Below are 25,868 nucleotides of genomic sequence, written 5' to 3'. Positions count from 1 at the left end.
GGTGTTCGCACCGCGCTGTTCTGGTTCGGGAGTCATGCATGAGGCACGCACGACGACGGGTCGTCCGGCGAGTGACACGGCTGGCAGCCGTCGGCGGACTCCTCCTCGGAGGAACGATGGTGACCCGTGCCGTCGCGAGTGAGCCACCGGAGCCGGACACGGTTCCCTACGCCGCCGAGGAGGCCACCGGCCCCGGCGCCGAACTCGTCTCCCGGCTCGGCGCCTCCCGCACGGCGGGCAGCTGGCTCGATGCCGACGGGCGGACGGTCGTCGCGGTCACCGACGAGAAGGCGGCGGCCGAGGTACGGCAGGCCGGCGCCGACCCGAAGATGGTGCGCCACAGCATGCGCGACCTGAAGTCGGCCACGCGGACTCTGCGTTCGGCGCCACGCGTGCCCGGAACGGCCTGGTCCATGGACTACCGGTCCAACGAGGTGGTGGTCCGCGGCGACAGCACGGTGTCCGCGGACGACTGGTCCGACCTGACCCGGGTCGCGGAAGGGGTGGGCGGATTCGTCCGCATGGAGCGCACCGAAGGCACCTTCACCACCCTGCTCAACGGGGCCGTGCCCATCCTGTCGACCGCCGGGCGCTGTTCCGCGGGCTTCAACGTGACCGACGGCAAGCGGGACTTCATCCTCACGGCGGGGCACTGCGGACCCGACGGATCCGTCTGGTTCGCCGACGACCGGGGCAGGCAGCAGGTCGGGACCACGGTCGGCGGCAGCTTCCCCGGCGACGACTACTCCCTGATCGAGTACGACGGCGGCCGGGCGGGCGAGGGCGCGGGCGTGGTGGCGATCGGTGACGGACGGGGCGTGCGGATCACGGGGGTGGGAGACCCCGAGGTCGGCCAGCGGATCTTCCGCAGCGGCAGCACCAGCGGGCTGCGCGACGGGGAGGTGACCGCGCTCAACGCGACGGTGAACTACCCGGAGGGCACGGTCAGCGGCCTCATCGAGACCAACGTGTGCGCCGAACCCGGTGACAGCGGCGGCCCGATGTTCTCCGAGGGCATCGCGCTCGGTGTGACGTCGGGCGGCAGCGGTGACTGCCGGCAGGCGGGCGGTACGACGTTCTTCCAGCCGGTCACGACGGCGTTGTCGCAGCTCAAGGTGGATCTCATCGTGGCCCCGAAGGCCGGCGACGGCTCGGACACGGCGACTCCGCCGGCGACGCAGGGCGCGGTGGCGCCGGACGCCGCGTCACCGGGCTCGTCGGCGACGGAGGCCGCCACGTCGACCGCGCTGTCCCGCCTGGCCGACCCGCGTGCGGTCGGCCCCGGCACGCTGGTCATCGGGGGCAGTCTGGTGGCACTGGTGGCAACCCGCTGGATCCGCACGGAGCAGGACCGCAAGGCGTACCGGCGCCATTACTCGGCGACGTGGGGCTAGGCCCCGTTCGGGGGTGGGAGCATGGGCGAGGGGCAGCGGGCCTGTGCGGCGCTCAGGCCGCCTCGGCCCGCCGCGGGAGGGCCGAGGCCCACTCCTGGACGAGCCGCTGGTACTCCGCGCGCTGCTCGCCGCTCAGTGTCCCGCCCGACCGGAGCCACAGGGCCCGAATCTCCTCGTTGACCTCGGCAGCCGATCGCTCGGAGGAGGGTTCAAGAGTGGTGGACATGCTGTGAAGCATACGGCCCCCGGATGTGAAAGCCGCGTGAGTAACAACGAGCAGGCCCGGCATACCAGGCACACCGGACAGTGTTACTGATCACGTCCATCTGCCGTGCAACGTGGGCGAGTTCACGTCCCGGACCGCCGCCCGCCCCTTCGCGGCCCGCCTCGCCCGCTTCTTCCGACGGCTTGCGTGAACGGGTCGGCGTCGGACAAGTGCCCACAGAACGAGGACCGTTACGGCATCGTGTTCTCCGGCACTCCGCACGGCACCGCGGCCGCGCTCACCGCCCATGCGTCGCGGGTCGACCTCGTTCACTCCCGGTGAAGGGCACGCTCGCCATGACGTTCTCGCTCGGTATCGTCGGCGCCGGCCAGTTCTCGGGCCGGTTCGCCGCCCTGTTCCAGGCGCACCCGGCGTCGGCGACACCCATGTCACCGGCCTGCTGCCCGAACGGGCCCGGCGGCTCGCCACCGGTGCCTTCGGGCGGCTGTTCCACGCCGAGGGCGACTACGTCCACGACATGGACCTGGGTTTCCACGAGGCGTACCGGTACAGCGGCGGCGACAACTGGAAGGCCACCGCCGGCTTTCCCCCGATGCTGTACCCGACGCACGCGGTGGGCGGGGTGCTGGGGGCCTGGCGGACGCACGCGGTCGGGGTCTGCGCGACCGGTGTCAGGGACGACCGCGGGGACGGCGTCTTCGAGAGGGAGATCAGCCGGTTCGACAACGACTTCTCCAACGCCACCGCCCTGTTCGAGGTGGCGGGCGGCGGCGCGTTCCGCACGAACGAGTTCCGGCGGGTCGGCTGTCCCTCGCACATCAGGGAATCGCGGTTCCGTTTCTTCGGCACGGAGGCGAGCATGGAGCAGCTCGCCACGGTCGCGCTGTGGCAGGACAGGAGCGGGGTCCAGGACATCACCGAACTGCTGGAGCCCAAGCCGACGCTGTCCCCGGACGATCCCTCCCTCGAGCACATCGCGCCGGAACTGCGCGCCGCCTTCACCTCCGGTTCGGCGGCGGTGCACGACCGGGCCCGGCTCCCACGCGCGTTCGACCACCTGGCCAACGGCCACGAGGGCAGCCACCACTTCCTCGCGGACGACTTCGTGACCGCGGTGAACACCCGCACCCTGCCGCCGGTGAACGCCTGGGTCGCCGCCCGCTGCACGCTGCACGCTGCACGGGATCATCGCCCACCGGTCCGCGCTGCAGGGCGGCGCCAGGCTGGAGACCCCGGACTTCGGCGACGCCCCGGTCCTCTGACCTCCCGGACCTTCGGCCCGTGAGCCGGGCCCCGCCGCACCGGGTGTCCGGCTCAGCTCTCCGGCCCCGCCAGCGCCTGACGGAATCCCGAGTTGACCGCCGTGACACCTCCGTCGACCACCAGGGTGGTGCCGGTGATCCACGACGCGTCGCGGGAGGCGAGGAAGGCCACGGCGGCCGCGATGTCCTCCGGTTCGCCCACCCGGCCCAGCGGGTAGAGCCCGCGCACCGCCGCGAGGGACTCGTCCCGGCCCGCCCACGCCCTGGTGCGCACCGTGCCCGGAGCGACGAGGTTGACCCGGACGCCCCGGGGCCCGGCGTGACCGGCAAGGGTACGGGTGAGGGAGGCCAGACCCGCCTTGGCCGCGCTGTAGCCGTGGTTGCCGAAGTCCTGGATGCCGTTGACGGAACCGATGGTGACGACGGCACCCCGGCCACAGGCGGCGAGATGCGGGAGCGCGGCGCGGCAGCAGCGGTATGCGCCGGTGAGGGTGATGTCGAGGTCGCGGGCCCAGGCCCGGTCCGGTTCGTCCTCGAAGAGGGGGGCGTCCGGTGTGCAGTGGGCGGCGTTGTTGACCAGGACGTCGAGTGAGCCGAAGGTGTCCACGGCGTGCGCGACGGCTGCCTCGACCGACGCGCGCTCCGCCACGTCGCAGGTGACGCCCTCGGCCGACAGGCCTCGCTCGCGGAGCGCCGACGCGGTGCGCCCGGCCTCGGCGCCGTCCACGTCGGCGACCAGGACGCGCGCCCCCTCCTGTGCGAACCGCAGGGCGGTCGCCGCCCCGATGCCGCGTGCCGCGCCCGTGATCAGAATGCCGTATCCCGCGAAGCGCCCTGTGTCCGTCGTCATGCGGGAACGCTACTGCGCCGGGCGACCACCCGGGGAGGGGCGGGACGTCAGCGGTAGCCGGTGGTGTCCGCGGGTTTGCCCGGGTCCTGGACCTCGACCAGGTAACGCCAGGCGTCCGGGCGGCTGCCGTCGAGGTCGGTGAAGCCGTACTCCCGGGCGAGGCCGCCGCTGGAGAGGGAGGTGCCGTTGAAGCGGGACACCCGCGGGTCGGCGGCGAGGGAGGCGACGGCCCGGCCCACGTAGCGCGGGGTCTCCGAGATGGCGAAGTGGGGAACGCGGGTCAGGGCGTCCCGCCAGTTGTCCTCCCGTACGCCGAACTCGTCGAGCATGATCTCGGAGCGGAGCCAGCCCGGGGTGAGCGCGACGGCGGTGGCGCCGCGCGGACCGAGTTCGTGACCGAGGGCGAAGGCCATCCGCAGGACGGACGTCTTGGCCAGGTCGTAGAAGAAGGAGACCCGGTAGGTGTCGCGGTTGTACTCCGCGGTGCCGTCGGTGACCTCGACGACCAGCCCGCCGGGGCGGCGCAGCAGCAGCGGCAGGGCGTGGTGACTGGTGACGGCGTGGGTCTCCACCGCGAGCCGGAGCAGGCGCAGCCCCTTGTCGAGGTCGTGCTCCCAGAGGGGGGTGTCCCATGCGAAGAGGTGCTCGCCGCCCCAGATGTCGTTGACGAGGACGTCGAGGCGGCCCTGCTCGTCGGCGACGCGGTCGACGAGGGCCTTGACCCGGGCGGGGTCCAGGTGGTCGGTGGGGACGGCGATGCCCCGGCCGCCGGCCTCGGTGACCAGGTCGGCGGTGTCCTCGATGGTCTCGGGGCGGCCGTACTCGGAGCGCCGCTCGCGGGTGCTGCGTCCGGTGACGTAGACGGTGGCACCCGCCGCGCCCAGTTCGACGGCGATGCCCCGTCCGGCTCCCCGGGTCGCCCCGGCGACCAGTGCGACCTTGCCCTTCAACGATGCTGCCCACTGCCCCGCCATGTCCGGCCTCCCGTCACCCGCGATCTGCTGTCGCTACGAGGGTGACGGGTAAGCCGGACATCCTCTGTCGCCTTTTCCGGTTTCCCGGTTTCCCGGCGCGTCTTCCGCGGGGCGCCGGGACCGGGGCGTCAGTGGCCGCGGGCGATCCACTCCTCGAGATGCGGCGCCTCCGCGCCGATGGTGGTCGAGTCGCCGTGGCCGGTGCGGACCTCGGTCTCCGGCGGGAGCGTCAGCAGCCGGTCGCGGATCGAGTCGATGATCGTCGGGAAGTGGGAGAACGAACGGCCGGTGGCACCGGGTCCGCCCTGGAAGAGGGTGTCTCCGGTGAACACGGTGGCCAGGCCCGGGTCGTACAGGCAGACCGCGCCCGGCGCGTGCCCGGGGGTGTGCAGCACCGTGAGGTCGGCGCCGGCCGCCTCGATCACCTGACCGTCGACCAGCCAGGCGTCGGGGTCGCGGTCGGGGTGGGTCTGCTTCCACAGCGGCAGGTCGTCGTGGTGCAGCCAGATCTTGGCCCCGGTCCGCTCGGCGAGGGCGGGAGCGGCGTCGATGTGGTCGTTGTGCGCGTGGGTGCACACGATCGCCTTCAACCGGCGGTCGCCCACCGCCTCGGCGATGGCGTCGGCGTCGTGCGCGGCGTCGATGACGATCACCTCGTGGTCATCGCCGACGATCCACACGTTGTTGTCGACGTCCCAGGTGCCGCCGTCGAGGCTGAACTGGCCCGAGGTGACGAGGTGTTCGATACGGGCGGCCATCAGAGCACCACCACCGAGCGCAGGACGTCGCCCTTGTGCATCCGCTCGAAGGCCTTCTCCACCTCGTCGAGCTGGATGGTCTCGGTGACGAACGCGCCGAGGTCCAGACGGCCCTGCTGATGCAGGTCGATGAGCATCGGGAAGTCCCGGGAGGGCAGGCAGTCGCCGTACCAGGACGACTTCAGGGAGCCGCCGCGGCCGAACACGTCGAGGAGCGGCAGTTCGAGCTTCATCTCCGGGGTGGGCACGCCGACGAGGACGACCGTGCCGGCCAGGTCGCGGGCGTAGAAGGCCTGCTGGTACGTCTCGGGGCGGCCGACGGCCTCGATGACGACGTCGGCGCCGAAGCCGCCGGTGAGTCCGCGGATCGCCTCGACGGGGTCGGACGTACGGGAGTTGACGGCGTGGGTGGCGCCCATGGAGCGGGCGGTCTCCAGCTTGCGGTCGTCGATGTCGACGGCGATGATCTTCGCCGCTCCGGCGAGCCGGGCCCCGGCGATGGCCGCGTCGCCGACGCCGCCGCAGCCGATGACGGCGACACTGTCGCCACGGCCGACGTTGCCGGTGTTGATCGCGGCGCCGATGCCTGCCATCACGCCGCAGCCCAGCAGGCCGGCGACCTCCGGGGCGACCTCGGGGTCGACCTTGGTGCACTGTCCGGCGGCGACGAGGGTCTTCTCGGCGAAGGCTCCGATGCCCAGGGCCGGGGAGAGTTCCTGGCCCGTCGAGGCGAGGGTCATCTTCTGCTTGGCGTTGTGCGTGTCGAAGCAGTACCAGGGGCGTCCGCGCAGACAGGCGCGGCACTTGCCGCACACCGCACGCCAGTTGAGGACGACGAAGTCACCGGGTGCGACGTCGGTGACGTCGTCGCCCACCGACTCCACCACGCCCGCGGCCTCGTGGCCGAGCAGGAAGGGGAAGTCGTCGCTGATGCCGCCCTGTTTGTAGTGGAGGTCGGTGTGGCACACACCGCAGGCCTGGATGCGGACGACCGCCTCGCCCGGCCCCGGGTCGGGTACGACGATCGTCTCGATGCGTACCGGCTCGTCCTTGCCCGGTGCGATCACGCCGCGCACTTCCTGCGCCATGGTGCTGGCTCCTTCATCTTCCGGTGTACATCCCCTTGAGACCCTACGCGACCTTCCGGTGACTCGGCCGGTGGGCTCCGTGGCAGGTCGCGGCGCCTGTGCGGGTCCGCCCGCCCTGTCACGGCCCGCCCCCTGCGACGTAGCCTGAGCCTTCCGTCCGACGCCCAGGGAGCGACGTGAGCATCGCAGCGCAGAAGACCGGTCCGCCCGCCTGGCGGGCGCTCCTCGGATACGTACGACCTCACCGGTGGGCCCTGCTGGGCGGGGCCGCGCTGTCCCTGCTGACGGGGGCGACCGGGCTGATGCTGCCGCTGGTCGCCCGGGAGCTGATCGACGACCTGTCGGCCGACCGGGCCATCACCGGCGCGCTGCTGCTGATGTCGGCGCTCGTCGTCGCCAACGCCGTGCTGGGCGCGCTGGGGTCGTACGTGCTGCGGCGCACCGCGGAGTCGGTGGTGCTCGGGGCGCGGCGCTCGCTGTCGTCGTACCTGCTGCGGCTGCGCATCACGGCCGTGGACCGCAGCGAGCCCGGCGACCTGATGGCCCGCATCACCTCCGACACCACACTGTTGCGCCAGGTCACCACCGACTCACTGGTGGGCCTCGGCACGGGCGGCCTCACGCTGATCGCGACCGTCGTGCTGATGGGCTTCGTCGACCCCGTGCTGCTGGCGGTCACCCTCGCCGTGATCGTGGGTGCGGGCACGGTACTCGGCGTGATCGTGCCCCACATCAGCCGGGCCAGCCGGCGGGCGCAGGACGCGGTCGGCGTGATGGGTGCCTCGCTGGAGCGGGTCCTGGGCGCGCTGCGCACGGTGAAGGCGTCCGGGGCCGAGCCGCGGGAGGAGCGCGTGCTGCACGAGGCCGCCGAGGAGTCGTGGCGGCAGAGCGTACGCGCCGCCGGGTGGTCGGCCGCGGCGGGCAACACGGCCGGGCTCGCGATGCAGGTCTCGTTCATCACGGTGCTCGCGGTGGGCGGCGCGCGGGTGGCGACGGACGCCATCGACATCGGCACGCTGGTGGCGTTCCTGCTGTTCGTCTTCTATCTCATGGCTCCGATCCAGAGTGTCGTCGCCGCGATCACGCAGTACCAGACGGGCAGCGCCGCGCTGGCGCGCATCCAGGAGGCGCTGCGGCTGCCCGCCGAGCCGGCGGCCGGTGCCGCGCCCCTGCCGGCACCGGGCGCCGCTCCCGCCGCGCTCGCCTTCGCGGACGTGCGTTTCCGTTACGCCGACGATCTGCCGTACGTCCACCACGGGGTGACGTTCACCGTGCCCGCTCAGGGCATGACCGCGTTCGTGGGACCGTCCGGTGCGGGCAAGACCACCGTCTTCTCCCTCATCGAACGCTTCTACGACCCCGACGCGGGCGTGATCACGCTCGACGGACGCGATCTGGCCGACTGGGAGCTGCCGGAGCTGCGGTCCTCGATCGGCTATGTGGAACAGGACGCTCCGGTGCTGTCGGGCTCCCTCCGCGACAACCTGCTGCTCGGGAACCCGGAGGCGGACGACGACGCCGTGGCGCGGGTGGTGAAGACGACCCGGCTCGGCGGACTGGTGGCCAGGCTCCCGGACGGGCTCGACACGCTGGTCGGACACCGCGGCACCAAGCTGTCCGGCGGGGAACGCCAGCGGGTCGCCATCGCCCGCGCGCTGCTGCGCGGCCCTCGACTGCTGCTGCTCGACGAGGCCACCTCGCAGCTCGACGCGGTGAACGAGGCGGCGCTGCGGGACACCGTGGCCGACGTGGCCCGTACGACGACGGTGCTGGTCGTCGCGCACCGGCTGTCCACGGTGACGATGGCCGACCGGATCGTGGTGATGGACGCCGGCCGGGTCCGTGCGGTCGGGACCCACCGTGAGCTGGTGACCACCGATCCGCTGTACGCGGAGCTGGCGGCGACGCAGTTCCTGGCGACGAGCGGGTGAGCCCTCCCGGCGACTGTCGCGCTCGGGCCGGGCTTGCGGCGCCCACAGGGCCGGAGGAGTCTCGTAGGAGAGGCCCGGTGCGGCCCGCCCGGGACCGGGCCGGGCCCTCCAAGGAGGCCGTCATGACAACCTCGGCAGAAGCCGGTTTCGGCACCGACACACTGCGCCGGGGCATCGAGGCGCAGTCGTCGGCACCCATGGTCTCGCTCTACGCGGACGACGCCGAACTGCGCATCGTGGACCGCAACACCCAGCCCAGCCACCCGAAGGTCCTGCACGGCCGGGACGAGATCGCCGCCATGCTCGACGACGTGTACAGCCGTGACATGACGCACCGGCTGGAGCGGTGCGTCGTCCAAGGCGATCATGCCGCGTACAGCGAGAGCTGCGAGTACCCCGACGGGGTGCGGGTGCTCTCGGAATCGATGATCTCGCTGCGGGACGGCAAGATCACCGAGCAGACGATGATCCAGGCCTGGGACGAGTGACCCGCCGCAGGCGACGCCGGACCTGACGAACCTGACGAACTCGAGAAACTCGAGAAACTCGAGAAACTCGAGGAATGAGACAAAAAAGGTGTGTGAACCCGGCCGGGGTGGGTAAGCGGGCTCGTATCACCTCCGATCGCGGGAAGGAGGTCCGTGACAGAGCAACTACTCGCAGCGTCCGGGCCGCTTCCACCGAAGCGAAGCGGCCCGGCCCGTAGGGCCCCGGTCACGGGGGTGCCCGACCGATGCGGACACCCCGGGAGCCGACGTCACCGGCGTGGTGGCAGCCGGTGCAGTTCCAGATCGCCGAGCCGGCCGTCGGTGAGCGTGCCGGTGAGATAAGTGTGACGGGGTTGTCGGCGGCGGTCCGTCGGTGAACCCGGGTTGAGCAGACGCAGCCCCGTGGCGGCGGTGGAGTCCCACGGGATGTGGCTGTGCCCGAAGACCAGTACGTCCAGGTCGGGAAAGCGTGCGGCGCACCGGGCCTCCCGGCCCCTCGCCGGACCCGTCTCGTGGACCACGCCGAAGCGCAGGCCGTCGAGTTCGGCGTACGCGATCTCCGGCAGACGGGCGCGCAGTTCGGGCCCGTCGTTGTTCCCGTACACGGCGACGAGCCGGCGGCTGCGGCTCTCGAGCAGGTCGAGCGTGGCCGTGTCGACCCAGTCCCCCGCATGGAACACGACGTCGGCCCGCGGCAGTTCGTCGAGCAGGGGCTCGGGCAGCCGCTTCGCCCGCAGGGGCAGGTGGGTGTCGGACATCAGGAGCAGTCGCACGTTCAGCACACTAGGGCCTGTCCGGCGGATCACGTCGCAGGAAAGCGACGGCCCCCTCATCAGCGCCGGTGAGCGGGGCGATGGGGGTGCCCCCGCGCATGGGGGTCCCTCCCGCTCGAGCGAAGCCGAGAGTGGGGGAGCAGCCGAGCGCGGGGAGAGTGACGACAACGCGGCTGGGGCCCCTGCTCGAAGAGCTTGGGGGAGTGCGTGCCGGACCCCGCGTCTGCGGCATGATCCGCCGGACAGGCCCTGGGGCCCGCCCCCGGGCCGCGCTCGGCGCGGCGTGTGTCGCCACGCCCAACTGGGCGCTCGGCCACGCCGATCGGCGCGGTCCGGAAGGGGCGATCACGGCACGGTCTCGACGGCGTTTGAAAGGTGAGACCACGGTGGCCGCGGAGTTACGATCGGGCAGCGCAGAACAAGCCGCCCGTTCGACGACAAGCGACCCGAAGGGCCACAAATCCATATGCCGGTCAAGGTCAGCGTCATCATTCCCGTCTACAACCCGGGGATCCACATCGAGGACTGCGTCTCCTCCCTGCAACGGCAGTCGCTGCCGCCCGACTCCTACGAGGCGATCTTCGTCGACGACGGCTCCACCGACGGGACTCCGGAACGGCTCGACCGGCTGGCCGCCGGGGACCCCCGGATGCGGGTGATCCACCAGGAGAACTCCGGCTGGCCCGGCAAGCCGCGCAACGTCGGGATCGCCGCCGCCCGGGGCGAGTTCGTGATGTTCGTCGACAACGACGACTACCTGGGCGACGAGGCCCTGGAGCGGATGTACGCCTACGGCGTGGCCAACGGCGCGGATGTCGTCGTCGGCAAGATGGCCGGCAAGAACCGCGGTGTGCCGGTGGAGTTGTTCCGCCGCAACCATCCGCGCGCCACGGTGGAGAACGCGCCGCTGATCGACAGCCTCACCCCGCACAAGATGTTCCGCCGGGCGTTCCTCGACGACATCGGGCTGCGTTTCCCGGAAGGGCGGCGGCGCCTGGAGGACCACGTCTTCGTCGCGGAGGCGTATCTGCGGGCGGCCAACGTCTCCGTGCTCAGCGACTACGTCTGCTACTACCACATCGGACGCGACGACGCCTCGAACGCCGGTTTCCAGCGCTTCGACCCGGTGGGCTACTTCAAGAACCTCCGCGAGGCGCTCGACGTGGTCGAGCGGTACACCGAGCCCGGCCCGGTGCGTGACAGGCTGTTCCGTCGATGGCTGCGGGTGGAGATGGTGGAGCGGCTGCGGGCCCGGCGGCTGCTGGCGCTGCCGGACGACTACCGCAGGGAGTTGTTCGCGGAGATCCACAAGGTGGTCGTCGAGCGGTTCGGCCCGGCTGTCGCGGCCGGACTGCAGCCGACGCAGCAGGTGGTCGCCTCGCTGACGGCGGCGGACCGGTACGACGACGTGGTGGCCTTCGCCGAGTGGGAGGCCGGGGTCGCGCCGACGGCTGCGCCCACGGGCGTGCAGTGGGAGGGCGGTTCGCTGTGTCTCGGCTTCACTGCCGAGTACGTCTCCGCGGGCGCGCCGATGACGTTCCCCGCCGATGCCGCTCCTGCTCCGCTGACCGACACGCCGAAGAACGTGGAGGAGGCGGTGGCGTGGGTCGGTGCTCAGACCGCGGCCCGCTTCGACCAGGCCACGGCGGATCTGCTGCTGCGTGAACGGGCCAGCTCCGCCCAGTACTTCCAGCCCGTGGAGTTCACCCGGGAGACGGTGCCCGTCGACGACGGCGAGCGGGTGCGGCTGGTGCTGCGTGCGACCGCCGAAGTCGACCCGGGCACGCTCCCCGGTGGCGGGGCCTGGGACGCCGTCGTACGGGTCAGGCTCGGCGGCTGGACCAAGGAGTGCCGGCTCGGCCCGGCCCCGCGCGCCGACCGCCCCGAGCCGTACGCGGGCGTCGCCGCGGGCCGGGCGTTCCTGCCGTACTGGACGGAGCCGCACGGCAACCTCTCCCTGGACGTCGCCGTCCGGGGCAGGCGGCTCGGTCTCGGCCAGGTGCGGCGGCCGGACGTGACGGTCTCGGGGTCGCGGTTGCGCGCCCGGGTGCCGCTGCACGTCGGCGACGGCACCGGGGTGCGGCTGCGGTTCTCGTCCGGCGGCCGCACCCTGTACGCGCCGGGCACGCTGACCGGTGAGCCGGAACGGCCGGGGTCGCGGCTGGAGACGACGCTGCCCTCGGGGCTCCCCCGGGGGGTCTGGCGGGTCGCGCTCTGCCTGGCCCCGGACGCCGCCGAACCACGCTTCGAGGGGCTGCCGTTCGCGCTCCGCACCGGCGGGAACGGGGTGCTGGTGGTGCCGATTCCGCGCCCCGGTGCCGTACGGAAGCTGGTGCGCAGGGCGCGGCGGGTGCTCGGCGCCGCCCGGAGGCGGGTGGCTCCGCTGATCGGCGGAAGGCGATGACGGTGCGCGCACTGGAGTCGGAAGGGGCCCGGGTGCCGGAGCCCGAGGTCTTCCCGGACGACCGGGGCGTTTCCCACGAGTGGTACCTGGGTGGGGAGTTCCGCGAGGCGACGGGCTGCGACCTGTCCCTGGCGCAGGCCGACTGCTCGGTGTCGCGCCGCGGGGTGCCGCGCGGGGTGCGTCCGCGGGGCCCGGCGCCGGGAATCTCCGGGCCGGAGGGCATCGACCCGGTGCTGTCGTCGAAGGACGAGCAGGCGCCCCCGCAGGCCGAGGCGGAGCGCCTCGGCCTGCTGCCCTCGTACGGGGCCTGCCGCGCACGCCACGAGGAGCTGCGCGGCAGGGGACTCAGCGGCTGACGCCGACCTGGTCGAGCGCGCGGCGCAGGGGCTCCCAGCCCAGGCGCCGCGGCAGGCCGCGGTTGCGGGCCTGGGTGAGCGGGCGCCAGAAGCCGGCCTCGATCAGTGCCTCGGGCGGCACCGCGCCGGCCCGCTCCAGGATCGTCTCGGGGACCTTCTGCGGGTCGGGCACCTTGTACTCGGCCATGATCTCGTCGTACTTGTCGTGCAGCACGGTGTTGTCCGGGTCGGCGCCGAAGATCACGAGCTGGCCGGTGGGCTGGGTGTCGACCAGGACGGTGACCAGGTCGGGCCGGTAGCGCGTCAGCACCTCGGTGATCTTGTAGACGTCACCGGTCCAGGCCGTGGTGTGCCGGTCCCGGGCCGCTTCGTCGACGCTGCGCGGCAGCATGTCGTCGAGGACGATCACACTGGCCCAGTCGGAGTGCTTCTCGACGTTCATGAAGTCGCGCAGGGCGTACTCGAACAGGTGCATGCCGTCGATGAACGACAGGTCGAGCGTGGTGCGCCGCCAGTGTCCGATGGGGCTGCGGCCGCGGCGGAGGTTGCGCAGCGGGTGGCGGCCGCCCTTGAGGTGGGCCAGCGGGTTGTCACGGGCGAAGAAGTCGTCACTGGTGGCCTTCACCAGGTGGACGTCGCACTTCAGCTCCGAGACGACCTTGAAGGCGGGGTCGACCGCGATGCTGGGGACGCGTGACAGGCGCAGGCTGCGGCCGTCGTTGACGCCGATCTCCAGGTAGTTGCGGTTGGCGCTGGCCTTGTGCAGTTCCCGCAGGAACTCATGGCGTTTCACGAAGGGGACTCTCCTTGCGGATGCGGGGCAGTGCTTCGTGCAGGGCGACGCGCCGGTCGCGCGGTGCCGGCAGACCGATGTCCTGCCGGCGGCCGTGTGCGAGGGCGCTGTACGCGGGGCGCGGGGGGGGCCGGGGGAAGGCCGCGCCGGTGGTGGGCCGCACCCGCTCGGGGACGGCGCCGATCAGCCGGAACACCTCCCCGACCGGCTCGTACCAGGTGGCCTCGCCGGAGCCGGTGGTGTGGAGGACTCCGTGCACGTCGTCGCCGAGGCGAGGGCCGAGGTCGGCTATGCGTTCGGCGACGTCCACGCTCCGGGTGGGCTGCCCCCGCCGGTCGTCGACGACGTCGACGGCGGGGCGGCGCGCCTCGAGACCGATCGTCGTCCGCACGAAGCTTCTGCCGTGGACCCCGTACGGCCAAGCGGTGCGCACGACGGCGCTCGCGCCGGGCAGCTCCTCCGGCACGGCCCGCTCGCCGGCGAGTTCGGAGCGGCCGTAGGCGGTGCGCGGGGCGGTCGGGTGGTCCTCGGGACAGGGGGTGGCGCGTTCCTCGTCGCTCTCGGCGTCGTCGACGGCGGTGCGCGCGGCGCGGTTGACCACGATGTCGGGGTGGTGCTCGGTGAACGCCCGCTCGACGGCCTCGGCCCGGGTGGGGTCGAGGGCGGCTTGGTCTGGAGCGGTCACCCGCTCGCCGCGCCGGGTCAGTTCGTCGACGGTGCCCCGGCCGGGCATCCCGCCCGCCCCGGTGAGCAGCCACTTCATGACTGCTCCGCGACGCACCGCTTGAGGGGCTCCCACCAGGCGCGGTTGCCGCGGTACCGGGCGATGGTCTCGGCGAGGCCGGTGGTGAAGTCGTGGCGCGGGCGGTGGGTGAACGCGTCCAGCACGGTGCTCCTCGGCGCGTCGGCGGCGAGCCGCGTACGGACCGTAGCGGGAGCCGATGAAGCCGGCGGCTCCGGTGACGAGGAGGTTCATGAATGGATCTGCACCTTGCTGTGGTCTCCGAGGACGAGTCGGTGGGCGCTGGGGACGCTGGGGGCCGGGGTCACCTCGACATGACGGCCGATCAGTGAGGACTCGATGCGGCGGACGCCTTCGATCGAGGAGTCCCGCAGCACGATGGAGAACTCGAGTTCGCTGTCGGTGATCCGGCAGTTCTCCGCGACGGAGGTGAACGGTCCGACGTAGGAGTCGCTGACGACGGTGCCGGCGCCGATGACGGCGGGGCCGACGACGCGCGAGTTGCTGATCCGGGCCCCCTTCTCCACCACCACCCGGCCGATGGTCTCGGAAGCGGTGTCCACGTCGCCGTCGATCCGGCGTTCGATCCCTTCGAGGACGGACCGGTTGACCTCCAGCATGTCGGCGACGTTGCCGGTGTCCTTCCAGTAGCCCTGGATGACGGTGCAGCGCACCTCGGCGCGGGAGTCGATCAGATGCTGGATGGCGTGGGTGATCTCGAGTTCGCCGCGCCAGGACGGCTTGATGGCGCGCACCGCCTCATGGACGGCGGGCGTGAACAGGTAGACGCCGACGAGGGCGAGGTCGCTCTTGGGACGCTCGGGTTTCTCCTCCAGGCCGATCACCTGCCCGCCCGCGTCGAGTTCGGCGACACCGAAGGAGCGCGGGTCGGCGACCCGGGTGAGCAGGATCTGCGCGTCGGGCCGGTGTCTGCGGAACTCCTCGACGAGGCCGGTGATGCCGCCGACGATGAAGTTGTCGCCGAGGTACATCACGAAGTCGTCGTCGCCGAGCCAGTCGCGGGCGATCAGCACGGCGTGCGCCAGTCCCAGCGGCTGCTCCTGGGGGATGTAGGTGATCTGCAGGCCGAACTTCGATCCGTCGCCCACCGCGTTCTCGATCTCAGCGGCCGTGTCACCGACGATCATCCCGACCTCGGTGATACCCGCGTCCGCGATCGATTCCAACCCGTAGAAGAGCACGGGTTTGTTGGCCACGGGCACCAATTGCTTGGCCGAGGTGTGGGTGATCGGCCTCAGCCGGGTTCCGGCGCCGCCGGAGAGCACGAGAGCCTTCATCTGACTCACCATAGTGGTGCGCGGCGAACGGAACGTCGCTTCTTTTAACGGTTCCTTGCGAAATCCCCAACGAGAGCCGTCCGTTCGCCGTGGTTCCGGGCCGTGGCTCCGGGCCGCGACGGTGGACCCGGAACCGGGTCGCGCCCGTCGGCCGTGTCACTCGAAGGGATGACCCGGGCGCCGGGACCGTTGTCGACGACCGGTGACGCCACGCGCTCACCGGCGCGGGACGAGTTCCGCCCACACCTGTTTGCCGCCGCTGACCGGGAGCGTCCCCCAGGCCGCCGACACCGCCTCGACGAGCAGGATGCCGCGGCCGCCGGTGGCCTCCCAGCCGATGCTGCTCGGCTTGACGGGACTGCGCGGCGAGGCGTCGGCGACCGCGAGGCGGAGCCGGTCGCCGACGAGGGTGAGGTCGAGACGGACCTGTCCCTCGGTGTGCACGAGGGCGTTCGTGACCAGTTCGGAGACGACGAGCAGGGCGGCGTCGAGGTCCTCGGTAGCGCCCCAGGAGCGCAGGGTGCGCCGGGTGAAGCGGCGGGCGTGGCCCACCGCCTGGGGCACCCGCCACACCGTCCAGCTCTCCCGCAGCGGGCGCAGGGCCATGCCGTCGTAGCGCATCAGCAGCAGGGCGACGTCGTCGCTGCGCGCGGCCCTGCCGAGCAGGGTGTCGGCGACGAGCCCGAGGTGGGCCGGGTCGGCGGCGGCGAGCCGACGGGCGAAGTCGTCCATGCCCTCGTCGATGTCGGCCTCGTGGGACTCGACCAGGCCGTCCGTGGTGAGGGCTACGGTCGTGCCGGGCTGGAGCCGTAGCGGGCTCATGGGGAAGTCGGCCTGTGTCATGACGCCGAGCGGTGGGCCGCCCTCCGCCTCCGCGATCTCGGCGCGGCCGTCCGGGTGCCGCAGCACCGGCGGCAGGTGCCCGGCACGTACGCACCAGGCGGAGCCCTGCTCCAGGTCGACGTCGACATAGCAACAGGTCGCGAAGAGGTCGCTCTCCATGTCGATGAGCAACCGGTTGGCGCGCGACACCACCACGTCGGGCGCGTGCCCCTCGACGGCGTAGGCGCGCAGCGCGGTGCGCATCTGTCCCATGAGGGTGGCGGCGCCCGCGCTGTGCCCCTGGACGTCGCCGATGACCAGGGCGACGTGGTTGTCGGGCAGCGGGATCACGTCGTACCAGTCGCCGCCGAGTTCCAGGCCGACCGTGCTGGGCAGGTAGCGGGCGACGGCGACCGCGCCGGGCAGCCGGGGCAGCCGGCGCGGCAGCAGCTGGCGCTGGAGCATGCCGACCAGCTCGTGCTCGGCGTCGAAGGCACGCGCCCGCATCAGGGCCTGTCCGGCGAGGCCGGCGGCGGCCGTGAGCAGGGCGCGTTCATCGGCTCCGAAGTCGTGCGGGGCGTCCCAGCCGATGAGGCAGGCGCCGGCCATCCGGTTGCCGGCGGGCAGCGGCAGCACGGCGAGGCCGCCGGGGCCGACCTCGGCGAGGGAGGTCTCCAGCGGGCTGCCCGCGGGCCAGATCCGGGGCCGGCCCTCGCGCAGGACGGCGGCGAGGGCGGGCATGGTGCGCACCGGCGCCTCGGGCCATTCGGTGCGCCACTCCGCGCGCCACAGATCCGGCCAGGCGTCCGGTTCCGGCGGGTCGAGAACGGTGACGACGAGCCGGTCGCTCTCCAGTTCGGCGACCGCGATCCGGTCGGCTCTGAGCGGCCCGCGCAGGGCGGCGACCACGGCCCGGCCGACATCGCGGACGGTGACCGCGGTGGCGAGTGCGGCGGCGAGGCGCTGCACCCGGGCCACGTCGGTGACGTCGGAGCGCAGCGTGGACGCGTCGGCGACGGAGCCCACCAGGCGGGCCGGACGGCCCTCTCCGCCCGGCAGCAGCCGGCCGCGGAGCCGGAGCCACTTCGGCGGGCCGGTGGGCTGCAGCACCCGGAACTCCAGCTCGCGCTCGCCGACGGTCAGGTGGTCGGCCTCGACCACCGACATCACGGAGGGCAGGTCCTCCGGCACGGTCAGCCCCATCAGGGTCTCCACCCGGCCGTCGAAGTCGTCCGGACCGAGGCCGAACAGGTCCAGGACGTCGTCGCCCAGCCGGACCCGTCCGGTGTCCATGGCGAGGCTGAAGGCGCCCGGCGGCGGTTCGCCGCCGTCGGTGGCGGCCCGCGGCCCGGGAGAGGCGACCGCGTCGGCGACGAGCCCCAGGCAGAGCCGGTCCTCGGGGTCGAAGCCGCCGGGGCGCTCGCTGACGGCGAGCAGACAGCCCCCGGGGTCGTGGCGCACGGGCAGGGCGGCGAGGGAGAAGTCACGAGCGGGTACGCGCCGCGCCTGGGCCTGGGCGGCGAGCTCCGCCGGTCCGAGCCACACCGGCCGGCCGCCGCGTACGGCCTCGGCGGCCGGGGAGCGCCCGGCGACGGCGTAGCTGTCGCGCACCCCGCACAGGGTCCGCGGGATCCCGGCCGACTCGACCAGGAGCAGCTGCTCACCCTCCGCACTGGACGTGTACACGGCGACGAGGGCGGCGCCGGCGAAGACGAGGGCCTGTTCCAGGACCCGGCGCAACCGGTCGGACGTCTCCGGTTCGGCGGTGATCGCCGTCAGGGCGGCTTCCGCGCGCAGCGTTCTCGTGCTGCGTCCCGCAGCGCCCTCACCGACCACGTTGGCCATTACAGCGCTTGTACGGGTCCCGCGCAGCCCCTGCGGCACCCCGTCGCGTTCCGGCGGTCCGGCAGGACGCCGACCGGGACGGACCCGCGGGGGCGCGCCGGAGCGGGCCGGGTGCCGCGCGGCTCGCCGTGCGGGGCGGGCCCGCAGGGGGGAGATTGGGTTCTCGGGGCGGGCGACGCGGCCGAACGAGGAGGTGGTCGGCGTGTCCGAGGAGCAGTCCTCCGCGCGGGTGCGGCCTGGTGTGCGGGCCCCGGTCGGCCGTCCGCTGCTCTCCCTGACGCTCACCGCGATGATGGACGAGGTGCATGCCCACTCCGGCGGGGTGTACCTGGTCGCGCCGGACCGGCCGGTGCTGGAGATGGCGGTGGTGGCGGGGCTCCCCCGGGCGTTCGCGGCGCCCTGGGAGCGGGTGGCCCTGAGCGCGCCGATCCCGGTCGCCGACGCGGTGCGCGAGCGGCGTCTGGTCTGGGTGGGCGGCGAGGAGGAGATGGCGCGGCGCTATCCCCGGATCGCCGTGGTGCTGCCGTACCAGTTCTCGCTGGCCGCGCTGCCGGTGGCCACCGCGACCAGGGCGTACGGCGCGGTGTTCGTGACCTGGCCCGGCGGCCGCCCGCCGGAGCTGTCCGAGGGGGAGCGTGCTCACCTGACCGCCGCCTGCGACCGTCTCGCGGTGCGGCTGGAGCGGGCCGCCGAGGAGAGTCTGCCGCTTCCTTCGGAGCCGGACCTGCTGGCCGCGCCGCTGGTGAGCGGCCTGGCCGACACGCTCGGCACGGTGGAGGCGGCGCGGATGGTGGCCCGGCTGCCGTACGGGTTGTGCTCGCTCGACCTGGACGGGCGGGTCGGCTTCGCCAACGCCGCCGCGGCGCACCTGCTGGACATCCCGGTCGACCGGCTGCTCGGCGCCCATCTGTGGGCGGCCGTACCGTGGCTGAACGATCCCGTGTACGAGGACCACTACCGGGCCGCGCTGCTCAGCCAGCACACCACGTCGTTCGTGGCGCTGCGCCCGCCCGACGAGTGGCTGTCGTTCCGGATGTATCCGAGTACGACGGGGCTCAGCGTCCGGATCAACCGGGCCCGTACCGCGGCGGACACGAACCGGGCCGCCCGGCAGCCGGGCCCCGCTCCGGCCCGGCTCGTCACCATCTCCCAGGTGCTGAGCCTGGCCGGCACGCTGACCGAGGCGGTGGGCGTGCAGGACGTGGTGCAGCTGGTCGCGGACCAGATCCTCCCGGCGGTGGGCAGTCAGGGACTGGTGATCCTCGGCTCACGGGCGGGCCGGCTGCTCGTCCTCGGGCACCGCGGGTATCCGGATCCGCCCGTCGTCGAGCGGTACGACGGGATGCCGCTGTCCGAGCCGACCCCCGGCGGTCAGGTGCTGCGCACCGGTGTGCCCGCGTTCTTCGAGTCCCGGGAAGAACTGGAGCGCCTGTACCCGGTCCTGATCGTGAACCCCTCGGGCTTCTCGTCGTGGGCCTATCTGCCGCTGATCGCCTCGGGGCGCCCGGTGGGGACGTGCGTGCTGGCCTACGCCTCGCCGCACCGCTTCACGACGGAGGAGCGGGCGGTGCTGACGAGCCTGGCCGGGCTGATCGCCCAGGCGCTGGAGCGGGCGTTGCTCTACGACGCCAAGCACCGGCTGGCGCACGGGCTGCAGGCGGCGCTGCTGCCGCACACGCTGCCGTCGCTGACCGGGATCGAGGCGGCGGCCCGCTATCTGCCGGCCACTCAGGGCATGGAGATCGGGGGCGACTTCTACGATCTGGTGCCGTCGCGGGGGACGGCCGCGGCGGTGATCGGGGACGTGCAGGGGCACAACGTGACGGCGGCCGGGCTGATGGGGCAGGTACGCACCGCGGTCCGCGCGTACACGACGGTCGGACAGCCGCCCGAGGAGGTGATGAGCAGCACCAACCGGCTGCTGCTCGAGCTGGGTTCCGAGCTGTTCGCGAGCTGCCTGTATCTGCGGCTCGATCCCGCGCGCGGGCGGGCCGTGATGTCCAGGGCGGGCCATCCGCCGCCGTTGCTGAGGAGGCCGGACGGCCGGGTGCGGGCGCTGGACCTGGCCGGTGGCCCGCTGCTGGGCATCGACGGTTCGGCGACGTATCCGGCGACCGAGGTGGACCTCTCCCCCGGGTCGCTCCTCGTCCTCTACACCGACGGGCTGGTGGAATCCCCCGGCACCGACTTCGAGGACGCGGTGGCCGGTCTGGGCCGCCGTCTCACCGTCCTCGGGGACCGTCCTCTGGACGTCCTCGCCGACGCCCTGGTCCGGCACGATGCGCGCCCGGAGGGCCGAGTGGACGATGTCGCGCTGCTCCTGCTCAGGGTGCCGGCGCCGGGCTGAGCCCGCCCTGTGCGCCGCCGCCCCGGGCCCCGCCACGGTCGCGTGGCGGGGGTCCGGGGCGGCGGCGCACCGTGGGCGCTCCGCCCGGTGCGGTCGGGCGGGTCCCGGTCAGTGGGTCCCGGTCAGTGGGTCCCGGTCTGACCGTCACCGTCCTCCGCGTCCCGGTCGGCCCCGTAGCCGGCTCCCTGCCCGGCACCGTCACCGGCTCCCTGGCCGGCGTCCTGAGCCGCTCCGTCACCGGCTCCCTGGCCGGCGTCCCCACCACCGGCGTCCTCACCGCCCGCCTGGTCGCCGACGCCGACGCCGGCGCCCGCGCCGCCCTCGCCGAGGGTCGCGCCGACCGCGGCCAGGGCAGTGGTGACCGGCTGGAAGAACGTCTCGCCGCCGACGGTGCAGTCGCCGCTGCCGCCCGAGGTCAGGCCGATCGCGAGGCCGTCCTGGGTGAACATCGAGCCGCCGCTGTCGCCGGGCTCGGCGCAGACGTCGGTCTGGATGAGACCGGTGACCGTGCCCTCCGGGTAGTTCACCGTCGCGTTGAGACCGAGTACCTGGCCGTCGGCGAGCCCGGTGGTGCTGCCCATCCGGAACACCTCCTGGCCGACGGTGGCCTCGGCGGCCTCGGTGATCTGCACCGTCCGGCCGCCCACGTCGACGTCGCTCGGCGCCTGCGTGTTCGGGTCGTCGTACGTGGCGAGCGCGAAGTCGCCCTCGCCGGGGAAGACGGCCTGGTCGATGGTGGCGATCGGGGCGCCGCCCTGCTGGTCGGACCACTGCTGCCCGCCGAGCGCGCAGTGACCGGCCGTCAGGAAGGCGGGGGTGCCGTCGCCCACGGTGACGTTGAAGCCGAGGGAGCAGCGGGAGTTGGCGGCGAAGATGGCGTCCCCGCCCGAGGCGAACGTCCTGAACGTGCCCGCGGACTTCTTGATGGTCGCCATGCCGGAGCCGAGGTCCCGCACGGCGGACTCCAGTCTGTCCCACTTGTCGCCGGTCACCGTGGAGTCGGCGGTGACCAGGATCTTGTTGGTGCGCGGGTCGACGGCCCATGAGGTGCCGGGGATGGTCGCCTCGGTCTTCAGCGTCTGCGCGCCGGCCTCCAGCTCGGCCATGCTGTTGTCGACCTCGCGGACGGTCGCGCCCGCCTTCTTCGCCTGCACGATCACGTTGTTGTTGTCGCCGGGCACGACGTTGACGACGAGCTGCTGTTTGCCCCCGTCGTAGTAGGAACCGGCGAACGCGTCGCCGAGGAGCCCGGCGAGCTGCGAGGCGAGATCCGAGGCGTCCGTGGCCTGCAGCGTCTTCGGCGGCGCCGGCGCCGCCGCCGCGGCGTCGTCCGTCGCGCCGTCCTGTGACGCGTTGGCGTTGGGGAGCAGGAGCGCGGCAGCGCCGAGCGCCACCACACCGCCCACCGCTATCGCGGCCTTGCGCTTCGGAATTCGCTTGTGACTCAAACTTCTCGACCTCCTGGGGGGACCGGAGTCGTGCCGCCGTCCGGCGGCTGTCGGCGCCTGGATGGCTGTTGGTACGCACGGGTTCGGCAGTGCGTTCAAATCCTTTTGCGGACACCGGGTTCACACCGCGGAATCGGCCAACTCATGCACCCTGCCGACCGCTTGGGCAGCCACCCGGAAGCGGTACGCGCCGCTACCGAGTGCGCACCCTCCGTCGTGAACGGAGAGCGGAATCCCGGCTTCAGCGAATCTGCACAGCGACTGCCCAGCGCGGTCACCGGAGCCGGGAGTCGCCCACGGGCCGGCCGTCCCCCTCACACCTTTGGGGCCGGTGTGCCGGATTCCGGTCCGAGGGGCGCAAGCGGCGGGACGGGTCGATGCCGTGAGCCATGTGAAGAAGTCGCCACCGGGCCGTGCCCTTCTCTGCACTCTTGGACGCCACAAGGCCGCAAGTTCGCTGGTGGGAGGTTTGTTTGATTGGAAGCCCGGAGCCGGGGCGTGCTTTGATCCATCGCACCGCAAGGCCGTTCCGGGCATCCGGCGCCGGGGTCCGGCGCTCGCGGTCGCGGCTTTCCCCTGTCCTCAGAGGAGGCCGCTCTCCCCCTTGTGCCATATCCATACGAAGGGAAGTTCCATCATGAACTCCACCCCCCAGGTCGAGACCGTCGAGATCTCCGACGCCGAGCTCGACAACGTCTCCGGCGGCCTGTCCGTGAACGCCGTGAACACCGTCACGGGCGCGGTGGACGGCATCGCCCCGGTCTCCGGCCTGGCCGACACGGCCGTCGGCACGGTCGAGGGTGCCACCGGCCTGAACACCGCCCCGGTCATGAACCTGGTCGCCGGTCTCTGATCGCGCCCTTGTGCCACTGAGTCCCGGAGCCTCCCCCCGGCTCCGGGGCTCGGTGTTGCTCCAGGTCCCGTCGCCCCGGCGGACGGGACGTCACGACAGGCCCCGGAACCCCCGGTCGGCCGCTCCGCCGGCTCAGCCGAGCCGCACCCCGCCGTCCTTCGCAGAGTTCACGCAGGTGAGGGAAGTCCCGTGCAGTTCCGCCAACAGGCCCTCGCCAAGCTCCAGTCGCCCGAGGAACTCGATCTCCCGGTGCGCTTCGCCCGGCCGCAGGGCTGGCTGGTCCTCTCCGTGACCGTGGTCGCCATGGCGGCCGCCTCCGTGTGGGCGGTGACCGGGTCCGTGACCTCCACGGTGTCCGCGCCCGCCGTCCTGACGCACGGGCAGGGCAGTTACGTCCTGCAGAGCCCCCTCGCCGGACAGGTCACCGCGGTCCTCGTGAAGCAGGGCGAGCGGCTGCCCGCGAACTCCCCCGTCCTGAAGGTCCGTACCGAGCAGGGCGACACCGTCGTCCGCACCCTGGACGCGGGCCGGATCACCACACTCGCCGCCAGCGTCGGGCAGATCATCACCACCGGCGCGAACGTCGCCGCCGTGGAGAAGGTCGCCGACGCCGACGACCCGCTGTACGCGACCGTCTACGTCCCCGCCGAAAGCGCCGCCGGTATTCCCGTGCGCGCCGCGGTCGACCTCACCGTGCAGTCGGTGCCGAGCCAGGAGTACGGCGTGCTGCGCGGCGAGGTGAAGTCGGTGGACCGCTCCGCTCAGTCCGCCCAGCAGATCACCGCGTTCCTCGGGGACAGCCAGCTGGGCCAGCAGTTCACGAAGAAGGGCAGGCCGGTGGCCGTCACGGTCGAACTGGTGAAGTCGTCCGCCACGAAGAGCGGTTACCGGTGGTCCTCCGCCCAGGGGCCGCCGTTCCCCCTGACCTCGATGACCCTGGCCTCGGGCTCCGTCCGGCTGTCCGACGAACGTCCCGTCGACTGGCTGCTGCCGTGACCACCGCACAGGAGACCCGCGGCCGGCGCCGTGCCGCCCCGCCCCGGCGCAAGGTGCCCAAGGCGCGCGGGAAGACCGTCCGTACGCCCACCGTGCTCCAGATGGAGGCCGTGGAGTGCGGCGCCGCCTCCCTGGCGATGGTGCTCGGCCACTACGGCCGCCATGTCCCGCTGGAGGAGCTGCGGATCGCCTGCGGTGTCTCCAGGGACGGCTCGCGCGCCAGCAACCTGCTGAAGGCGGCCCGTGGTTACGGGCTGACCGCCAAGGGCATGCAGATGGATCTGGCCGCCCTCGCCGAGGTGACGGCGCCGGCCATCCTGTTCTGGGAGTTCAACCACTACGTCGTCTACGACGGCATGGGCCGTCGGTTCGGCCGTCGCGGGGTGTTCGTCAACGACCCCGGCAAGGGCCGCCGTTTCGTGCCGCTGGAGGAGTTCGACGGCAGTTTCACCGGTGTCGTCCTGACCCTGGAGCCCGGGCCGGACTTCACCCGGGGCGGTCGCAGGCCGGGCGTCCTCGGTGCGATGCCGGCCCGGCTGCGCGGCACGGCGGGCACCATGCCCGCCGTGGTGCTGTCGAGCCTGCTGCTGGTGGCGGTCGGCGCGGCGGTGCCCGGGCTCAGCCGTACCTTCATCGACGAGTTCCTGATCGGCGGCCGGACGTCGATGCTGGGCGTGCTGTTCACGTCGATGGGCGCCTGTGTGCTGCTCACCCTGGTGCTGACCTGGCTCCAGCAGGCCAACCTGCTGCGCGGGCGGCTCGTCTCCTCCACCCTGTCCAGCGCCCGCTTCCTGCGGCATCTGCTGCGGCTGCCGGTGACGTTCTTCTCCCAGCGCAGCCCGGCGGACCTGGTACAGCGCCTGCAGTCCAACGACGCCGTGGCCGAGACGCTGTCCCGGGACCTGTCGGCGGCGGGCGTGGACGCCGTCGTCGTCCTGCTGTACGCGGTGCTGCTGTACACCTACGACCCGCAGCTCACCTTCGTCGGGATCGGGGTGGCGCTGCTCAACGTCCTGGCGATGCGGATCGTCATCCGGCTGCGCGCGACCCGTACGGCGAAACTGCGCGCGGACACCGCACGCCTCACCAACACGGCGTACACCGGCCTGCAGCTGATCGAGACGATGAAGGCGACCGGCGGCGAGGACGGCTACTTCCGCAAGTGGGCCGGGCAGCACGCGACCACGCTGGAGGAGCAGCAGCGGCTCGGTGTGCCGAGTGCCTGGCTCGGCGTGGTCGCGCCGACGCTCGCCACGCTCAACAGCGCGCTGATCCTGTGGATCGGCGGTGTGCGCGCGGTCGAGGGGTACATCTCGGTCGGTCTGCTGGTCGCCTTCCAGGCGCTGGTCACCCGGTTCACCGCGCCGCTGACCCGGCTCAACGGTGTCGCGGGCCGGATCCAGGACTTCGCGGCGGACGTGGCCCGGCTGAAGGACGTGGAGAACTTCCGGGCCGACCCGCTCTACGGCCGCCCCGGCGCCGGGGAGTCCACGCGCCGGCTGCACGGCCATGTCGAGCTGCAGAACCTCACCTTCGGCTACAACCCGCTGGACAAACCGCTGTTGACCGGCTTCGACCTGACCGTCGGGCCGGGGCAGCAGGTGGCGCTGGTCGGTGGTTCCGGCAGTGGCAAGTCCACGGTGTCCCGGCTGATCTCGGGCCTGTACACGCCGTGGGAGGGCGTGATCCGGATCGACGGGCAGCGCATCGAGGACATTCCGCGCGGGGCGCTGGCCGCGTCCGTCTCCTTCGTCGACCAGGAGGTGTTCCTCTTCGAGGGCACCGTCCGCGACAACGTGGCGCTGTGGGACCCGTCGATCCCGGACGAGGCGGTGGAGGAGGCGCTCCGGGACGCGGCCCTGTACGACGTGATCACGCGCCGCCCGGGCGGCATCCGGAGCCGGGTCGAGCAGGACGGCCGGAACTTCTCCGGTGGGCAGCGCCAGCGTCTGGAGATCGCGCGGGCGCTGGTGCGGCGGCCGAGCATCCTGGTGCTGGACGAGGTGACCAGCGCGCTGGACGCCGAGACCGAGCTGGTCGTGATGGACAACCTGCGCCGGCGCGGCTGTGCCTGTGTGGTGATCGCGCACCGGCTGAGCACGGTCCGGGACAGCGACGAGATCGTCGTCCTCGACCACGGCACGGTCGTGGAGCGCGGCCGGCACGAGGAACTGGTGGCGCGCGGGGGCGCGTACGCCGCGCTGGTCAGGGAGCGGTGAG

The 25,868-nt window shown here is 72.7% G+C and carries 20 protein-coding genes and 2 pseudogenes; 10 read left to right on the top strand and 12 right to left on the bottom strand.

The window, feature by feature from the left end:
- Nucleotides 1-38: 38 nt before the first annotated feature.
- Nucleotides 39-1,394 (top strand): S1 family peptidase, encoded by a 1,356-nt coding sequence (locus JL475_RS08875; RefSeq protein ID WP_202276892.1) that lies wholly within the window; start codon nt 39-41, stop codon nt 1,392-1,394.
- A gap of 52 nt (nt 1,395-1,446) precedes the next feature.
- Here JL475_RS08875 and JL475_RS08870 read toward each other — a convergent pair whose 3' ends face one another.
- Entirely contained in the window at nt 1,447-1,632 is a 186-nt protein-coding gene (locus JL475_RS08870) for a hypothetical protein (RefSeq protein WP_109378756.1), read from the bottom strand.
- 323 nt (nt 1,633-1,955) lie between these two features.
- Between JL475_RS08870 and JL475_RS08865 the strand changes: the two are divergent.
- Nucleotides 1,956-2,882, top strand: a pseudogene (locus JL475_RS08865) (gfo/Idh/MocA family oxidoreductase).
- A gap of 52 nt (nt 2,883-2,934) precedes the next feature.
- Here the strand turns inward: JL475_RS08865 and JL475_RS08860 are convergent.
- The 4 genes from JL475_RS08860 to JL475_RS08845 all read right to left on the bottom strand — a co-directional run bounded on the left by JL475_RS08860 (nt 2,935) and on the right by JL475_RS08845 (nt 6,552).
- On the bottom strand, nt 2,935-3,732 hold the full coding sequence (locus JL475_RS08860) for an SDR family NAD(P)-dependent oxidoreductase (RefSeq protein WP_202276891.1): 798 nt from the start codon (nt 3,730-3,732) through the stop codon (nt 2,935-2,937).
- Between the two features lie 47 nt (nt 3,733-3,779).
- Nucleotides 3,780-4,706 carry an SDR family oxidoreductase gene (locus tag JL475_RS08855; RefSeq protein ID WP_202276890.1) on the bottom strand — a complete coding sequence of 309 codons (927 nt, stop codon included), beginning with the start codon at nt 4,704-4,706 and terminating at the stop codon, nt 3,780-3,782.
- 128 nt (nt 4,707-4,834) lie between these two features.
- On the bottom strand, nt 4,835-5,464 hold the full coding sequence (locus JL475_RS08850; RefSeq protein ID WP_109378641.1) for an MBL fold metallo-hydrolase: 630 nt from the start codon (nt 5,462-5,464) through the stop codon (nt 4,835-4,837).
- Nucleotides 5,464-6,552, bottom strand: a complete 1,089-nt coding sequence (locus JL475_RS08845; RefSeq protein WP_202276889.1) for an S-(hydroxymethyl)mycothiol dehydrogenase — start codon at nt 6,550-6,552, stop codon at nt 5,464-5,466. Before JL475_RS08845 ends, JL475_RS08850 begins: the two co-directional genes overlap by 1 nt.
- A gap of 176 nt (nt 6,553-6,728) precedes the next feature.
- Between JL475_RS08845 and JL475_RS08840 the strand changes: the two genes are divergently transcribed.
- Both JL475_RS08840 and JL475_RS08835 read left to right on the top strand, forming a co-directional pair.
- On the top strand, nt 6,729-8,483 hold the full coding sequence (locus tag JL475_RS08840; RefSeq protein ID WP_202276888.1) for an ABC transporter ATP-binding protein: 1,755 nt from the start codon (nt 6,729-6,731) through the stop codon (nt 8,481-8,483).
- A 122-nt stretch (nt 8,484-8,605) separates the two neighbouring features.
- Complete coding sequence (locus tag JL475_RS08835) at nt 8,606-8,971, top strand: nuclear transport factor 2 family protein (RefSeq protein WP_202276887.1); 366 nt, start codon at nt 8,606-8,608, stop codon at nt 8,969-8,971.
- 269 nt (nt 8,972-9,240) lie between these two features.
- On the opposite strand, the gene JL475_RS08830 is transcribed toward JL475_RS08835, so the two are convergent.
- Nucleotides 9,241-9,744: a metallophosphoesterase gene (locus JL475_RS08830; RefSeq protein ID WP_202276886.1), complete on the bottom strand. Its 504-nt coding sequence runs from the start codon at nt 9,742-9,744 to the stop codon at nt 9,241-9,243.
- A gap of 466 nt (nt 9,745-10,210) precedes the next feature.
- On the opposite strand from JL475_RS08830, the gene JL475_RS08825 reads away from it, so the two are divergent.
- A complete protein-coding gene (locus JL475_RS08825; protein WP_202276885.1) occupies nt 10,211-12,148 on the top strand; it encodes a glycosyltransferase family A protein in 1,938 nt (645 codons plus the stop codon).
- 2 nt (nt 12,149-12,150) lie between these two features.
- Nucleotides 12,151-12,504: a dTDP-4-dehydrorhamnose 3,5-epimerase family protein gene (locus JL475_RS08820; protein ID WP_202276884.1), complete on the top strand. Its 354-nt coding sequence runs from the start codon at nt 12,151-12,153 to the stop codon at nt 12,502-12,504.
- Here the strand turns inward: JL475_RS08820 and JL475_RS08815 are convergent.
- From JL475_RS08815 to JL475_RS08795, 5 genes and pseudogenes are all read right to left on the bottom strand, one after another.
- Nucleotides 12,494-13,297 (bottom strand): class I SAM-dependent methyltransferase, encoded by an 804-nt coding sequence (locus JL475_RS08815; protein WP_202276883.1) that lies wholly within the window; start codon nt 13,295-13,297, stop codon nt 12,494-12,496. The genes JL475_RS08820 and JL475_RS08815 overlap by 11 nt on opposite strands.
- A complete protein-coding gene (locus JL475_RS08810) occupies nt 13,284-14,060 on the bottom strand; it encodes a sugar nucleotide-binding protein (protein WP_202276882.1) in 777 nt (258 codons plus the stop codon). The genes JL475_RS08815 and JL475_RS08810 overlap by 14 nt, the downstream gene beginning before the upstream one ends.
- Nucleotides 14,057-14,167: pseudogene (locus JL475_RS08805) on the bottom strand (dTDP-glucose 4,6-dehydratase); the annotation flags it as partial. The pseudogene JL475_RS08805 and the gene JL475_RS08810, both read right to left, overlap by 4 nt.
- Before the next feature lie 102 nt (nt 14,168-14,269).
- Entirely contained in the window at nt 14,270-15,337 is a 1,068-nt protein-coding gene (locus JL475_RS08800) for a glucose-1-phosphate thymidylyltransferase (RefSeq protein ID WP_202276881.1), read from the bottom strand.
- A 216-nt stretch (nt 15,338-15,553) separates the two neighbouring features.
- Complete coding sequence (locus JL475_RS08795; RefSeq protein ID WP_202276880.1) at nt 15,554-18,004, bottom strand: SpoIIE family protein phosphatase; 2,451 nt, start codon at nt 18,002-18,004, stop codon at nt 15,554-15,556.
- Nucleotides 18,005-18,206: 202 nt separating this feature from the next.
- On the opposite strand from JL475_RS08795, the gene JL475_RS08790 reads away from it, so the two are divergent.
- Nucleotides 18,207-20,351, top strand: a complete 2,145-nt coding sequence (locus JL475_RS08790) for a SpoIIE family protein phosphatase (RefSeq protein ID WP_202276879.1) — start codon at nt 18,207-18,209, stop codon at nt 20,349-20,351.
- Nucleotides 20,352-20,473: 122 nt separating this feature from the next.
- Here the strand turns inward: JL475_RS08790 and JL475_RS08785 are convergent, their stop codons facing one another.
- Nucleotides 20,474-21,799, bottom strand: a complete 1,326-nt coding sequence (locus tag JL475_RS08785; protein ID WP_202276878.1) for a S1 family peptidase — start codon at nt 21,797-21,799, stop codon at nt 20,474-20,476.
- Between the two features lie 637 nt (nt 21,800-22,436).
- On the opposite strand from JL475_RS08785, the gene JL475_RS08780 reads away from it, so the two are divergent.
- From JL475_RS08780 to JL475_RS08770, 3 genes are all read left to right on the top strand, one after another.
- Nucleotides 22,437-22,652: a type A2 lantipeptide gene (locus JL475_RS08780; protein ID WP_202276877.1), complete on the top strand. Its 216-nt coding sequence runs from the start codon at nt 22,437-22,439 to the stop codon at nt 22,650-22,652.
- A 189-nt stretch (nt 22,653-22,841) separates the two neighbouring features.
- Complete coding sequence (locus tag JL475_RS08775; RefSeq protein ID WP_202276876.1) at nt 22,842-23,648, top strand: HlyD family efflux transporter periplasmic adaptor subunit; 807 nt, start codon at nt 22,842-22,844, stop codon at nt 23,646-23,648.
- Nucleotides 23,645-25,867, top strand: coding sequence for an NHLP family bacteriocin export ABC transporter peptidase/permease/ATPase subunit (locus tag JL475_RS08770; protein WP_202276875.1), 2,223 nt, complete (start codon nt 23,645-23,647; stop codon nt 25,865-25,867). Before JL475_RS08775 ends, JL475_RS08770 begins: the two co-directional genes overlap by 4 nt.
- The last annotated feature ends 1 nt before the right edge of the window (nt 25,868 follow it).

The organism is Streptomyces sp. M2CJ-2 (assembly GCF_016757295.1).
In the GTDB taxonomy this organism is placed as follows: Bacteria; Actinomycetota; Actinomycetes; order Streptomycetales; family Streptomycetaceae; genus Streptomyces.
This window is presented reverse-complemented; position numbering and strand designations above follow the sequence as displayed.

Bases quoted from the DNA above. Each gene is read 5' to 3' on its own strand.
- JL475_RS08870 (WP_109378756.1), bottom strand. From the start codon at position 1,632: ATGCTTCACAGCATGTCCACCACTCTTGAACCCTCCTCCGAGCGATCG.
- JL475_RS08875 (WP_202276892.1), top strand. From the start codon at position 39: ATGAGGCACGCACGACGACGGGTCGTCCGGCGAGTGACACGGCTGGCA.
- JL475_RS08825 (WP_202276885.1), top strand. From the start codon at position 10,211: ATGCCGGTCAAGGTCAGCGTCATCATTCCCGTCTACAACCCGGGGATC.
- JL475_RS08845 (WP_202276889.1), bottom strand. From the start codon at position 6,552: ATGGCGCAGGAAGTGCGCGGCGTGATCGCACCGGGCAAGGACGAGCCG.
- JL475_RS08800 (WP_202276881.1), bottom strand. From the start codon at position 15,337: ATGAAGGCTCTCGTGCTCTCCGGCGGCGCCGGAACCCGGCTGAGGCCG.
- JL475_RS08795 (WP_202276880.1), bottom strand. From the start codon at position 18,004: ATGGCCAACGTGGTCGGTGAGGGCGCTGCGGGACGCAGCACGAGAACG.
- JL475_RS08780 (WP_202276877.1), top strand. From the start codon at position 22,437: ATGAACTCCACCCCCCAGGTCGAGACCGTCGAGATCTCCGACGCCGAG.
- JL475_RS08810 (WP_202276882.1), bottom strand. From the start codon at position 14,060: ATGAAGTGGCTGCTCACCGGGGCGGGCGGGATGCCCGGCCGGGGCACC.
- JL475_RS08850 (WP_109378641.1), bottom strand. From the start codon at position 5,464: ATGGCCGCCCGTATCGAACACCTCGTCACCTCGGGCCAGTTCAGCCTC.
- JL475_RS08835 (WP_202276887.1), top strand. From the start codon at position 8,606: ATGACAACCTCGGCAGAAGCCGGTTTCGGCACCGACACACTGCGCCGG.
- JL475_RS08855 (WP_202276890.1), bottom strand. From the start codon at position 4,706: ATGGCGGGGCAGTGGGCAGCATCGTTGAAGGGCAAGGTCGCACTGGTC.
- JL475_RS08860 (WP_202276891.1), bottom strand. From the start codon at position 3,732: ATGACGACGGACACAGGGCGCTTCGCGGGATACGGCATTCTGATCACG.